Origin of the sequence: Phenylobacterium sp. (assembly GCF_965284355.1) — a bacterium.
GTDB lineage: Bacteria > Pseudomonadota > Alphaproteobacteria > Caulobacterales > Caulobacteraceae > Phenylobacterium.
This window is the reverse complement of the sequence record NZ_OZ260078.1, coordinates 1,933,714-1,947,037: the sequence shown is the minus strand read 5'-3', so window position 1 is coordinate 1,947,037 and position 13,324 is coordinate 1,933,714. Positions and strand designations below refer to the sequence as shown.

Annotated in this window: 9 protein-coding genes; 6 read left to right on the top strand and 3 right to left on the bottom strand. The window is 68.9% G+C overall.

Annotation, left to right across the window (positions count from 1 at the left end; all coding sequences use genetic code 11):
• Positions 1 to 243: 243 nt before the first annotated feature.
• Positions 244 to 3,201, top strand: a complete 2,958-nt coding sequence (locus ACQ66R_RS09430) for a TonB-dependent receptor domain-containing protein (RefSeq protein WP_430421347.1) — start codon at positions 244 to 246, stop codon at positions 3,199 to 3,201.
• Positions 3,202 to 3,279: 78 nt separating this feature from the next.
• Here ACQ66R_RS09430 and ACQ66R_RS09425 read toward each other — a convergent pair whose 3' ends face one another.
• Positions 3,280 to 3,954: a PEPxxWA-CTERM sorting domain-containing protein gene (locus ACQ66R_RS09425; protein WP_430421345.1), complete on the bottom strand. Its 675-nt coding sequence runs from the start codon at positions 3,952 to 3,954 to the stop codon at positions 3,280 to 3,282.
• A 282-nt stretch (positions 3,955 to 4,236) separates the two neighbouring features.
• Here ACQ66R_RS09425 and ACQ66R_RS09420 point away from each other — a divergent pair, with 282 nt between their 5' ends.
• Both ACQ66R_RS09420 and argF read left to right on the top strand, forming a co-directional pair.
• Positions 4,237 to 5,460, top strand: a complete 1,224-nt coding sequence (locus ACQ66R_RS09420; protein ID WP_430421343.1) for an aspartate aminotransferase family protein — start codon at positions 4,237 to 4,239, stop codon at positions 5,458 to 5,460.
• On the top strand, positions 5,457 to 6,395 hold the full coding sequence (gene argF, locus ACQ66R_RS09415; RefSeq protein WP_430421341.1) for an ornithine carbamoyltransferase: 939 nt from the start codon (positions 5,457 to 5,459) through the stop codon (positions 6,393 to 6,395). Before ACQ66R_RS09420 ends, argF begins: the two co-directional genes overlap by 4 nt.
• A 306-nt stretch (positions 6,396 to 6,701) precedes the next feature.
• On the opposite strand, the gene ACQ66R_RS09410 is transcribed toward argF, so the two are convergent.
• Positions 6,702 to 7,634: a DUF808 domain-containing protein gene (locus tag ACQ66R_RS09410; RefSeq protein ID WP_430421339.1), complete on the bottom strand. Its 933-nt coding sequence runs from the start codon at positions 7,632 to 7,634 to the stop codon at positions 6,702 to 6,704.
• Between the two features lie 232 nt (positions 7,635 to 7,866).
• Between ACQ66R_RS09410 and ACQ66R_RS09405 the strand changes: the two genes are divergently transcribed.
• On the top strand, positions 7,867 to 9,684 hold the full coding sequence (locus tag ACQ66R_RS09405) for a DUF885 domain-containing protein (RefSeq protein ID WP_430421337.1): 1,818 nt from the start codon (positions 7,867 to 7,869) through the stop codon (positions 9,682 to 9,684).
• A 222-nt stretch (positions 9,685 to 9,906) separates the two neighbouring features.
• Here ACQ66R_RS09405 and ACQ66R_RS09400 read toward each other — a convergent pair whose 3' ends face one another.
• A complete protein-coding gene (locus ACQ66R_RS09400) occupies positions 9,907 to 10,644 on the bottom strand; it encodes a glycosyltransferase family 2 protein (RefSeq protein WP_430421335.1) in 738 nt (245 codons plus the stop codon).
• A 46-nt stretch (positions 10,645 to 10,690) separates the two neighbouring features.
• On the opposite strand from ACQ66R_RS09400, the gene ACQ66R_RS09395 reads away from it, so the two are divergent.
• Positions 10,691 to 12,376 carry an ArnT family glycosyltransferase gene (locus tag ACQ66R_RS09395; RefSeq protein WP_430421333.1) on the top strand — a complete coding sequence of 562 codons (1,686 nt, stop codon included), beginning with the start codon at positions 10,691 to 10,693 and terminating at the stop codon, positions 12,374 to 12,376.
• On the top strand, positions 12,373 to 13,275 hold the full coding sequence (locus tag ACQ66R_RS09390; protein WP_430421331.1) for a hydroxymethylglutaryl-CoA lyase: 903 nt from the start codon (positions 12,373 to 12,375) through the stop codon (positions 13,273 to 13,275). The genes ACQ66R_RS09395 and ACQ66R_RS09390 overlap by 4 nt, the downstream gene beginning before the upstream one ends.
• Positions 13,276 to 13,324: the final 49 nt, after the last annotated feature.

Here is a 13,324-nt window from a genome sequence, read left to right as displayed (position 1 = left end):
TAAAATGCGGAATCAGCAAATTGTGTCGGTTCACCGGGCGTGTTGCTTTACAGTCATCGTCTGTTGTCTGGTAATTGATTGACCGTATTCATGACCGAAACGTAACTCACGATCATTAGATCCCGCTGGGGGATCTTGAAACCTTATATTTTGGGGAGCGGAGCCGCCTTCGGGTGGGGGTCCGCGGAGGGATCTTTGATCGTGAAAAGCCAATCCGTACGCGCGCGCCTTATGGCGTCTTCTATGATCTGTGGCATCGCCGTCGCGGCCGCCGGTCCGGCCCTCGCGCAGGCCGCCGGGACCGAGGAGATCTCCGAGGTGGTGGTCACCGGCACCCGCATCCCCTCGCCCAACCTGGAGAGCGTCAGTCCCGTGACGGCGATCACCGCCGCCGACATCAAGGCCCAGGGCGTGACCCGGGTCGAAGACATGATCAACAGCCTGCCGCAGGCCTTCGCCGCCCAGGGCTCGACGATCTCGAACGGCGCGACCGGGGCGGCCACCCTGAACCTGCGCGGTCTCGGCGTCTCGCGCACCTTGGTGCTGATCGACGGCCGCCGCCTGATGCCGGGCGACCCGGCCGCCAATGCGGCCAACCTGGCGTCGGATGTGAACTTCATCCCCACGGCTCTGGTCGAGCGCGTCGACGTCCTAACCGGCGGCGCGTCGGCCGTGTACGGCGCCGACGCCGTGGCCGGCGTCGTCAACTTCATCATGAACAAGAACTTCGAGGGGGTGCGGGTCGACGCGCAGTACTCGATCTACCAGCACGACAACTCGAGCGACATCGCCGACGTGATCCGCGCCCGGGCCGTCGGCGCGGCCGATGCGACCCAGTTCGTGGTGCCCAAGGACAACGTCCGCGACGGCGAGGCCACCCAGGTCACGCTGACGTTCGGGGTCAACAGCGGCGACGGAAAGGGCAACATCACCGCCTACGCCATGTACCGCCAGAACGAGAAGATCCTGCAGCGCGACCGCGACTACTCGGCGTGCACGCTGAACTCGGGCGACACCTTCTCGTGCGGCGGCTCAGGAACGGCGTTCCCGGCCCGCTTCGGCAGCTTCGTGGTCGACATCACCTCGCCGAACCAGCAGTTCCGCCCGCGGGTGGCGGCGCGGGACGTCTACAATTTCGGCCCCACCAACTTCTACATGCGGCCGGACGAACGCTACGGCCTGGGCGCCTTCGCCCACTATGAGATCGCGCCGTGGGCCGAGGCCTATGCCGACCTGATGTTCATGGACGACCGGTCGCTGGCCCAGATCGCGCCCGGTGGCATCTTCGCCGGCAACTTCCAGATCAACTGCAACAACGCCCTGGCCACCGCGGCCCAGCTCACCCAGCTCTGCGGCGCCGACGCTGGCACGGCCGCGACGCGGACCCTGATCGTCGCGCGCCGGAACGTGGAAGGCGGCGGCCGCACCACCGACTTCAAGCGCGCCTCGTACCGCGCCCTGATCGGCCTGCGCGGCGACCTGAACGAGAACTGGAACTACGATTTCTACATGCAGTACGGCACCGTCCAGTTCGACGCGTCGACTGGCGGCTTCTTCCAGACCCAGCGGATCCAGAATTCTCTACTGGTTGGCCGCAACGCGGCGGGGCAACCGACCTGCCTGTCGGTGCTGACCGGCACGGACCCGGCCTGCGTGCCCTACAACATCTGGCAGAACGGCGGAGTCACGCCCGCCGCGCTGAACTACCTCACGACGCCCAGCTTCACGGAGGGCACGACCAAGGAGCGGGTCGTCAACTTCTCGATCGCGGGCGATCTCACCTCCTACGGCGTGAAGACGCCTTGGTCGGACGATGGCGTGGGCGTGTCGGTGGGCGCCGAGTACCGCCGCGAGAACCTGGACTTCACGTCCGACTTCGTCTCGCGCGCCGGCCTGCTGAACGGCTCGGGCGGGGCGTCGCCGCCGGTGAGCGGCGGCTTCGACGTCTACGAAGTGTTCGCCGAAGCCCGCATCCCGCTGGTCCAGGATGCGCCGTTCGCCAAGTCGCTGACGGCCGAACTCGCCTTCCGCTACTCGGACTACTCCTCCGTCGGCACGACCGAGACCTACAAGCTCTCGGGCGAGTGGGAGCCGATCGACGGCCTGCGGATCCGCGGCGGTTACAACCGCGCCGTCCGCGCCCCGAACGTGCTCGAGCTGTTCAGCCCGCAGAACGTCGTCCTCGACGGCAACACCGACCCCTGCGCCGGCCTGACGGCGACCAACCCGCTGGTGGCGCGTTGCTCGCAGGCCTTCGGTCTGACGACGGCCCAGGTGCTGGCGATCGAGGCCAACCCTGCCAACCAGTACAACGGCCTGACCGGCGGCAACCCGAACCTGGATCCGGAAACCGCCGACACCTTCACCGCCGGCGTCGTGTGGCAGCCGTCGTTCCTCCCCGGCTTCAACGTCTCGGCCGACTGGTTCGACATCGAGGTCCGGGATTTCATCTCGGGCATCGGCGCCGACACGATCATCCAGCGCTGCATCAGCACGCTGGATCCGGACTTCTGCTCGCTGGTGCGCCGTGACAACGCGGGTTCGCTGTGGCTATCGCCGGCCGGCTTCGTGACCGACACGACGCTCAACACCGGCAAGCTGCACACCCGAGGCATGGATTTCGAGGTCAACTACCGCACCGACCTGGCCGATCTGGGCATGGGCGATATGGGCGGCCTGAACTTCAACTTCGTCGGCACCTGGCTCGACAAGCTGGAGGCGGCCTCGCTGAAGGGCGACAAGCCGACCGACTGCGCGGGCCTCTACGGCGCGCTCTGCTCGTCACTGGGCGGCTCGCCGGTCCCGAACCCCGAGTGGCGGCACAAGGCCCGGATCACCTGGACCACGCCGCTCACCTACGACGAATGGGTCAAGGACGTCCGCGTCTCGCTGCAGTGGCGCTACTTCGGCAAGGTCGACCTGGACACCACGTCCAGCCAGCCTGGGCTCGGCGGCGCGTCTCCCGGCGGCCCGGCGACCGACCTGAAACTGGCGGCGCAGAGCTACTTCGACCTCTCGCTCAGCTGGACCATGCGCGACAACGTCAACATGCGCGCTGGCGTCAACAACCTGTTCGACAACGATCCGCCGCTCAACGGCTCGTCGAACTGCCCCTCCGGGCCCTGCAACGGCAACACTTGGCCCCAGGTGTACGACGCGCTGGGCCGGTTCCTGTTCGTGGGCGCGACGATCGACTTCTAGGTCGCTGCCGACCCAACGAAAAACGCCGCCGCCCCGTCGGGACGGCGGCGTCTTTGCTACGCTGACTCGTTAGATCGATCAGGCGACCGCGGCGGCCGCCTTGCGGGCCCGCAGCGCGCCGCCGAGGCCGAAGAAGCCCAGCAGCATCATCGCCCAGGTGGCCGGCTCGGGCACGGCGCCGGAGCTCGGCTCCAGCGTGCCGCCCAGCGCGAACTGGCCGCCGACGGCCCGGTTGATGTCCGCGACCGCCGCCGCGTTCAGCGCGAGGGTGCGCGAGTTGTAGCTGTCCGACGGGCTGTAGCCGAAAACGCCGTAGCTGTTGCCGCTGCCGAGGTCATTGAAAGCGGACAGGCCGCCGGTCCCGGCGACAAGGCTGCTGATGCTGCCGCCGAAATCGAACAGCTGATAGTTGGCCGTCTCGGTGACATCATAGGAATTGAAGGTCAGGGTCGCCGTCGAGAACGAGCCCGTCAGGTTCGACAGGTCGAAGGCAAACCAGTTGTTGTAGCCGTTGGTGCCGAAGTCACCCGGCCGGACGACGATATAGTTGGTGTTGTCGGTCGTGTGATCCGCGCCATTGTACCAGCCGGTGTCGAACGAGTTCACGACCGTCGTACCATCCAGCGTCAGCTGCACGATGGTGCCGTTGTTGCCCCCATCTGAGTAGCCGAACAGATAGGCGTGCGCGGGCGCCGCGGAAGCCGCGAGGGCCAGAGCCCCAGCGCCAGCGGCCAGGAAAGTTTTGATATTCATTTGCGATGCACCCCAGATTGCATTGCGCCAGTCCCCATCCTGGGCGCGTGGTTGAACATCGTTAGCTGAACCCAAGCTCTGCCATTCGCAAACCGAATTCCCCCAATGGGTGAACTTCTGTTAACCCGGCAACCCGCGCATGGCAGACTTCAGGGGAGCTGCGCGCCGCGCGTCCCCGTCGCAAAACATTGACTTGGCGGCGCTTCGAGACGAAAACGCCAAGCCTTCCGGTCCCCGTCGCCACCGCGTCGGGGACGCTTCCTTTTGAGGAGGGCTAACGCCGTGGCCGAGTCGACCACCGCCCCCGTTCCCAGCGATCACATCATGGGCGTCTATGCGCGCGCCCCGCTGGCGTTCGAGCGAGGCGAGGGCTCGCGACTCTATACCGCCGAAGGCGAGGCCTATCTCGACTGCATGGCCGGCATCGCCGTGACCGCGCTGGGGCACAACCACCCCAAGCTGGTGCAGGCGGTGAAGGATCAGGCCGACAAGCTCTGGCACACGTCCAACATCTTCCGGATCCCCAACCAGGAGAAGCTGGCGAAGCTGCTTACCGACAACACCTTCGCCGACGTCTGCTTCTTCACGAACTCGGGGACCGAGGCGATCGAGTGCGCGATCAAGACCGCGCGCAAGTATCACTATGTGAAGGGCCAGCCCGAGCGGATCGACATCATCGGTTTCGACGGCTCGTTCCACGGCCGGACGCTGGCGGCGGTGAACGCCTCCGGCAACGCCAGCTATCTGGAGGGTTTCGGCCCTCCGATGCCGGGCTTCGTCCATCTGCCCTACGGCGACCACGAGGCGCTGAAGGCCGCCATCGGCCCGACGACCGCGGCGATCATCATCGAGCCGGTGCAGGGCGAGGGCGGGGCGCGGTCTCTGCCGGTGAGCTGCCTGCGCGGCCTGCGTGAGCTGTGTGACGAACACGGCATCCTGCTCATCTACGACGAGATCCAGTGCGGCCTGGGCCGGACCGGCAAGCTGTTCGCCTACGAGTGGGCCGACGCGCCGCCGGACATCATGGCGGTGGCCAAGGCCCTGGGCGGCGGTTTCCCGGTCGGCGCCTGCCTGGCTACTGCCGAGGCCGCCCGCGGCATGACGCCCGGCAGCCACGGCTCGACCTACGGCGGCAACCCCCTGGCGATGGCCGTGGGCGTGGCCTCGATGGAGGAACTGGTGAAGCCGGAACTGCTGGCCCACGTCCGCGAGGTGGCCGGCTACCTGAACCAGCAGCTCACGGGCCTGAAGGAGCGCTTCCCCGACGTGGTCGAGGATGTCCGTGGCAAGGGCCTGCTGATCGGCGTGAAGCTGAAGACGCCCAACCGCGAGTTCATGCAGTTGGCCCGCGACCAGCACCTGCTGATCGCCGGCGGCGGCGACAACTGCGTGCGGCTGCTGCCGCCGCTGACGCTGTCGCTGGACGAGGCGCGCGAAGCGATCACGCGGCTGGAAGGCGCCTGCGAGGCGGCCCAGTCCAAGGCCAGAGCGGCGGTCCCGGCATGAGCGCCGCGGCTCCGCGGCACTTCCTCGACATCTGGAAGCTCGAAGGCCACGAACTTCGCGCCATCCTGGAGGACGCCAAGGCCCGCAAGGCCGCCCGCAAGGGCTGGCCTCAGGGGCGCCCCGACGCCGATCGGCCCGGCGCCGACCGGACGCTGGCGATGATCTTCGAGAAGAACTCCACCCGGACCCGCTTCTCGTTCGACGCGGCCATGCGCCAGCTGGGCGGCGACGTGATCATCTCCAACGCGGTCGATATGCAGCTGGGCCGCGGCGAGCCGATCGAGGACACCGCCCGCGTGCTCTCGCGGATGGTCGATGCGATCATGATCCGGTCGAACGTGCACGAGGACGTCGAGCGCTTGGCCATGTGGTCGACGATCCCGGTCATCAACGGCCTGTCGGACAAGAGCCACCCCTGCCAGATCCTGGCCGACCTGATGACCTTCGAGGAACATCGCGGCCCGGTGACGGGCAAGACGTTCGCGTGGGTGGGCGACGGCAACAACGTCTGCTCCAGCTTCATCCACGCCGCGCCGAAGCTGGGCTTCAAGCTGAACATCGCGACCCCGGCGGTCTTCCATCCCGACATGATGGACCTGGCGCGGGCGGCCGAGCAGCAGGGCCAGGTCACGACCACGCATGACCCGCGCGAAGCCGTGCGCGGCGCCGACTGCGTGATCACCGATACCTGGGTCTCGATGGGCGACACCGACCACGACGAGCGCCTCGACGCGCTCGAGCCCTACCAGGTGGACCGCAAGCTGATGGACGAGGCGTCGAAGGACGCGGTCTTCCTGCACTGCCTGCCGGCGCACCGGGGCGAGGAAGTGACGGACGAGATCATCGACGGCCCGCAGAGCCTGGTCTGGGACGAAGCGGAAAACCGCATCCACGCCCAGAAGTCGATCCTGGCCTGGTGCTTTGGCGCGATCTGACCACGTAGCCGGTTCCTTCTCCCCTTGCGGGAGAAGGTGGCCTGCGCAGCAGGTCGGATGAGGGGTCGCGCCACCGCTTCAGCCGGGGTGGCGCGCCAGCGCCGATCAGATTGACCACGAACCACACGAACCACACGAAGGCTTCCAAAGCCGCACGCCTGCGAGCTGCAAACTCCGTTCGTGTGGTTCGTGGTCAACAAGACTGCGCCGACGGCGCGCGCAGCGGCGGCAAGTCCAGCGCGACCCCTCATCCGTCAGCCTTCGGCCGACACCTTCTCCCGCAAGGGGAGAAGGTGGTGTCTGGCGTCAGTGCTTCTTGCTCGGCACGAGATGCAGGGCCGCCACGATCAGGCCGCCGACCACCAAGCCCACCGCCGCCGAGCCCACCGCAAACGCCAGCCAGCCGGTGACCGGGCCCACCGCCGGGGCCGTCGCGGCCCAGTGGGACAGGCCCTCCACCCAGGTCGGGATGGGGCTGAAGTGGTAGTGCTCCAGGCCGTGGACGATGATGCCGCCGCCCACCCACAGCATCGCGGCCGTGCCGATCCGCGTGAGCGCGTCCAGGACCACGGGCATCGCCTTGACCATCCCGCGGCCCAGCGCCCGCATCGCGGCGGCGCGGCCCTTGGAGAGGTGCAGGCCGATGTCGTCCATCTTCACGATCAGCGCGACGACGCCGTACACGCCTATGGTGATCAGCAGGCCCACCAGCGCCAGGGCGCCGGCCTGAAGCGCCAGCGGCTGGTCGGCCACGTCGTTGAGGGCTATGGCCATGATCTCGGCCGACAGGATCAGATCGGTGCGGATCGCTCCGGTCACCTTTTGCTTCTCAAGTTCCTTCGAGCTGAGCGCGAGCTCCTCGACCGTGTCGGTGTCCTCGTGTTTGACCACCGCCTCGTAGAGCTTCTCGGCGGCCTCGAAGCAGAGGTAGGCGCCGCCCAGCATCAGCAGCGGCGTCAGCAGCCAGGGCGCAAAGGCCGAGATCAGCAGCGCGCCCGGCAGCAGCAGCAGGAACTTGTTGGCCAGCGACCCCAAGGCGATCTTGGCGATGATCGGCAGCTCGCGATCGGGCGTGAAGCCGACGGCGTAGCCGGGCGTCACGGCGGCGTCGTCGATCACGACGCCCACGGCCTTGGACCCCGCCTTGCCCGCCGCGGCCGTGACATCGTCGAGCGACGTCGCGGCGATCTTGGCGATAGCGGCGACGTCGTCCAGCAGGGCGACCAGTCCCGAAGCCATATGCGATCCTCTTCTCGATCTATCCCCTGGGTCGGTAGAGGCAAGCGGCGCGCGCGTAAAGCGGCCCTTGTCCCGTCCGCACAAAGCCGGCCGACCACTCGTCGCGGTGGTCGGTTCAGGCTCAAAACGACGAATGGTCTGCCTTTGTAAGACTCTCGAGCATTCACCGGTTCAAGCGAACCGGTGAATGCTCTAGGCGAGGTGAACGCGCGTATCGCGAAAGAGGATCACCATGCGGCTCACACGGCGTGACTTCGGGTTCGGCACGGCGGCGACCGCCCTGGCGCTGTCCGCCTCGGCGACAGCCCAGCCCGCGAAGGGCGCCGACGCCCAGCTGACCGCCTTTCTCGACGCCGAGTTCGAGGCAGCCCTGCGCCAGAGCCCCGAGCAACTGACCCGACTGGGCCGCAAGGAACTATACGACAAGCTGTCGGATCCCACGGATGCGGCCGCCGATCGCGGGCTGGCCTGGCGGCGGGGCAGCGTGGCCCGCATGAAGGCCCAGTTCGACCGCGCCAGGCTGGGGCCCGACGCCCAGGTCAGCTACGACCTCTGGGCGCTGGCGCTGGATCGGGCCGAGGCGGCGCGCAAGTGGCGGAACCACAAGTACATCTTCGATCGCGGCGGGCCGCACACGACGCTGCCGAACTTCCTCATCAACGCCCACCGCGTGGACACGCGGGCCGACATGGACGCGTACGTCGCGCGCCTCTCGGCCATGGCCAAGGTGCTGGACCAGAACCTGGACCGGGCGAAGGCCGCCGCCGCGGCGGGCGTGCGGATGCCGCGCTTCGCCTACGACCAGACCATCGCCGAGGTCGCCCGCCTGACGACCGGGACGCCGTTCACCGGGGATGGAGAGTCGGCGCTCTTCGTCGACGCCATGGCCAAGCTGCGCAGGCTGCGCGAGCGGGGCCTGATCGACGCCGCCGCGGAGCCCAAGGTCATCTCCGCCGTCTCGGCCACATTGGGCGGCGAGGTGAAGCCGGCCTACGACCGCCTGTCGGCGTGGCTGACCGCCGATCGCGGGAACGCGGCGGCCGATCCGAAGGGCGCCGGCTCGCTGCCCGACGGCGCGGCCTTCTACGCCGCCCAGCTTAGGGACGAGACCACCACCGACATGACCGCCGAGGAGATCCACCAGCTGGGTCTGCGCGAGGTCGCCCGTATCCGCGGTGAGATGGAGGCGCTGAAGGCCCACATCGGCTTTGCGGGGTCGCTGGCCGAGTTCTTCGTCTTCATGCGGACCGACAAGCGCTTCTATCTGCCCAACGACGCCGACGGGCGCGAGCAGTACCTGCGCCTGGCCGACGGCTACCTCACGGGCATGGAGGCCAAGCTTCCGCAGTACTTCGCCCGCATGCCCAGGTCGGATCTGGTGGTGAAGCGGGTCGAGGCGTTCCGGGAAGAGCCGGGCGGCGCGGCGCACTATTCGTCGGGCGCGCCTGACGGATCGCGGCCGGGGGTGTTCTACGTCCACCTGTCGGACACCGGGGCCACGCCCACCTACGAGCTGGAAGGCACCGCCTACCACGAGGGCTGGCCGGGCCATCACATGCAAATCTCGCTCGCCCAGGAGATGACCGGCGTGCCGTTGTTCCGGCGCCAGAGCAACTACGGCGCCTACGCCGAGGGCTGGGGGCTCTACTCCGAGCTGCTGGCCAAGGAGGCGGGGCTGTACGTCGACCCGTACAGCGACTTCGGGCGGCTGGGCCGCGAGATCTGGCGGGCCATCCGCCTGGTGGTCGACACGGGTATCCACGCCAAAGGCTGGAGCGAGGCCCAGGCGCTGGACTTCTACACCGCCAACTCGCCGCAGCCGACGGCCAAGATCCGCTCGGAAATCCGCCGCTACTTCGTCACGCCGGGCCAGGCGACCTCCTACAAGGTGGGCATGGTCCGCATCCTGGCGCTGCGCGAGGAAGCGAAGGCGGCTCTGGGGCCGCGCTTCGACATCAAGGGCTTCCACGACGCGGTGCTGGGCGCCGGCGCGCTGCCGCTCAGCGTGCTGGACACCCGCGTGCGGGCCTGGATCCGCAGCCGCGCCTGACGAAGATCGTCAGCAAAACCTAAACAGGGATTTCAGGCTGCGTTCAGGCGGCGAACGCGACGCTGGGACCATCGGTTGTTCCAGCGTCCAGGGTCGTCATGTCCAAGCCCGCTTCCGCCAAATCCGCTGCTCAGGCCCCCGCCGCGTGGGCCCAGCTGCTCTTCGCCGGGAGCCTGCTGTTCGCGGGCGTCGCCGTCTGGCTGCTGGCGACCGTGTAGGGCCCTACACCTCGTCAACGCCGTCCGGGTTGCGGGCGCGGGACTGCAGCCACATCACGCCGAACAGGTCTGACGCCGAGGCCCAGAGGCGGCCCAGGTTCGTGTACTTCGAGCGGCCCGTCTGGCGATGGCGGTGGTTCACCGGCCGGAACGCCACCTCGTAACCCTCGCGCAGCATCAGCGCCGGCAGGTAGCGGTGGATGTGGTCGAAGTAGGGGAGGCGCAGGAACGCCTCGCGCCGGAAGGCCTTCAGCCCGCAGCCGGTGTCGTTGGCGCTGTCCTTGAGCAGCCGCTTTCGCACGCCGTTGCCGACCTTGGACGCCAGCTTCTTGGCCTGGCTGTCCTGACGCTTCACCCGCTCGCCGCCCACCAGGGCCAGCTGGGGCGGACCGGCCAGTAGCGCGTCCACCAGCGCCGGGCCGTCGGCCGGGTCGTTCTGGCCGTCGCCGTCCAGCGTGACGACGACCGCGCCGCGCGCCGCCAGGATGCCCGAGCGGATCGAGCGGCTCTGGCCGGAATTCCGGCGGTGAGCCAGCACGCGCAGCTGCGGGATCTCGGCCGAAAGCGCCTTCAGCGCGGCCCGGGTCCCATCGCGGCTGGCGTCGTCCACGAAGATCATCTCGAACGCCCGTCCCGCGAACGCCGCGGCGATCTCGCGCGCCAGCGCAGGCGCAGCGCCCTCCTCGTCGAAGACGGGGACCACAATCGAGATGTCGGGTGATGTGCCGGAGGTCTGGGCCATGTGCGCCCTCCATAGCGGAAAAGCCGGCTCGCGAAAGGATCGTGCTATGCACGGCGAGATGAGTCTCGACAGGATCCTGGCGCGCTGGAGCGGCGGTTGGCGGGGGCCGGCGCTGGCCGCCTTCGTCGCCTTCCTGGCCGGGTTGCCGGGCCTGATGGCCATGCCGACGCTGGATCGGGACGAGGCGCGCTTCGCCCAGGCCACGGCCCAGATGCTGGAGCAGGACGACTATGTCGTGATCCGCTTCCAGGATGATCCTCGCTTCAAGAAGCCGGTGGGCATCCACTGGCTGCAGGCCGCCAGCGTCAGCGTGCTGTCCAGCCCCGAGGCGCGGCAGATCTGGGCCTATCGCATCCCCTCGCTGCTGGGCGCCATGCTGGCGGCGGCGGCCAGCGCCTGGGGCGCGGCGGCGTTCTTCAGCCGCCGCGCGTCGGTGATGGCGGGCGCGATGCTGGGCGCGAGCTTTTTGCTCTCCACCGAGGCCTTCATAGCCAAGACCGACGCGGCGCTGGCCGGCGCGACCACCCTGGCGATGGCCGCGTTGGCGCGGCTCTACGCCGCGCGGAACGGCGGACCTCCGGCTGGGCGGTGGGTGATCTGGACCTTCTGGAGCGCGCTGGCCGTGGCGATGCTGATCAAGGGGCCGGTGGCGCTGCTCGTGGTGGGCCTGGCGATGATCGTGCTGGCGGTCTGGGACCGCCGCGCCGGCTGGATCGGCGGGCTGAAGTGGTGGTGGGGCCTGATCATCATCCTGGCCGTCGTGGGCCCGTGGGCCGGCGCGGTGACGGTGGCCACCGACGGCGGGTTCTGGAGCGAGGCCGTGGGCTCGGATCTGGCGCCCAAGCTGGCGGGCGGGCAGGAGAGCCACGGCGCGCCGCCCGGCTACCACCTGCTGCTGACGCCGATCCTGGCGTTCCCGATGACGCTGCTGCTGCCGGCCGCGGCGGTGGCGGCGTGGCGGTTCCGCCGTGAGCCGGGCGTGCGGTTCGCCCTGGCCTGGCTGGTCCCGACCTGGCTGATGTTCGAGCTCCTGCCCACCAAACTGCCGCACTATCTGATGCCGGCCTATGGCGCGATCGCCTGGCTGGCGGCGCGCGCGCTCGGCGAGCCGTTGGGCGCGGTGGCGAAGGCGATTGGCGCGGGCCTGACCGCCTTCGTGGGCCTCGCGCTGGCCGGCGGGGTCTTCTACCTGCTGGCGGAATACGGCGAAGCGCCGGACGCCTGGGCTGCGGTGCTGTCGGCCGGACTGCTGGCGGCGGCGGGACTGGTGGGCGGCTGGCTGCTGCTGCGACGGGACGCCGAGACCGCGATCGCCGCGGCGCTGGCCCTGGGGCTGCTGGGTCACGGCGCGCTGGCGGCCCTGTTCGCGCCGCGCCTCGACCCCCTTTGGCTGTCGGCGCGGCTGGAGCGCGCGCTGGGAGACGCCCGCCTGCTGCCGCGCCAGGGCATCGCCGAGGCGCCCGTGGCGGTGGCCGGCTACGCCGAGCCCAGCCTGGTCTTCGCGCTCGGCACCGACACCGGCCTCGAAGGCCCCGCCGAGGCCGCCCAGGCGGTGGTCGAGCGCCGCCCCGCGATCGTCGAGCAGGCCGACGAGGCCGAGTTCCGAAAGGCGCTTGCCGCACGTGGCGGCAAGGCGATCGAAGTGGCGGTCGTGAAAGGCGTGAACTACTCGAAGGGTGATCCGATGACGCTTCGGGTCTACATGGCGCCCATCAGGGAGTTGCAGCCATGAGCCGGCGTATCGAGATCGTGGAAGTCGGGCCGCGCGACGGCCTGCAGAACGAGAAGACCCTCTTCGAGATCGACCAGAAGCTGGAGATGATCCGCAGGCTCGAGGCCGCGGGCGCCCGGCGCATGGAGGTGGTCTCATTCGTGAACCCCAAGCGCGTGCCGCAGATGGCCGGCGCCGAGGAGATCATGGCCGCCCTGCCGCACCAGGACGGCCGCTCGCGCATCGGGCTGGTGCTGAATATGCGGGGCTGGGAGCGCTGCGTGGCGGCCGGGTGCGACGAGGCCAATGTGGTGGTCTGCGCTTCGGACGGTTTCGGCATCCGCAACCAGGGCGCTTCGGTCGATGAGCAGGTCGAGGCCATGGCCGACATCGTCTCCGCCCGGAAGAAGGAAGACCCGCCGATCAGCGTGACCGTCTCGGTCGCCTTCGGGTGTCCGTTCGAGGGCGAGGTGCCCGAGGAACGGGTCATGGAGATCGTCCGGACCGCCGCCGATCTGCGTGTGGCCGAGATCGCGCTGGCCGACACCATCGGCGTGGCCGACCCCTGGACCGTGCGCCGCCGAGTCGAACTCGCCAAGAAGGCCGCCGGCCACATCCCGCTGCGCCTGCACTTCCACGACACCCGCAACACGGGCCTCGCCAACGCCTTCGCAGGCGTCGAGGCCGGGGTCGATGTGCTGGACGCCTCGGTGGGCGGCCTGGGCGGCTGTCCCTTCGCGCCGAACGCCACGGGCAACATCGGCACCGAGGACCTCGTCTACATGCTGGAGCGCGCCGGCTACGAGACCGGCTACGACCTTGAGCAGCTCATCGAGATCGGCGTCTGGGCCTCGGACCTTCTGGGCAAGCGGGTCGCGTCGTCGGTGGCCAAGGCCGGGGGATTCCCGCAGCCGGCCTGACGACCGGCGAAGAGACATGTGTCGCATGTCGAGCACTGAGCCATGCGGC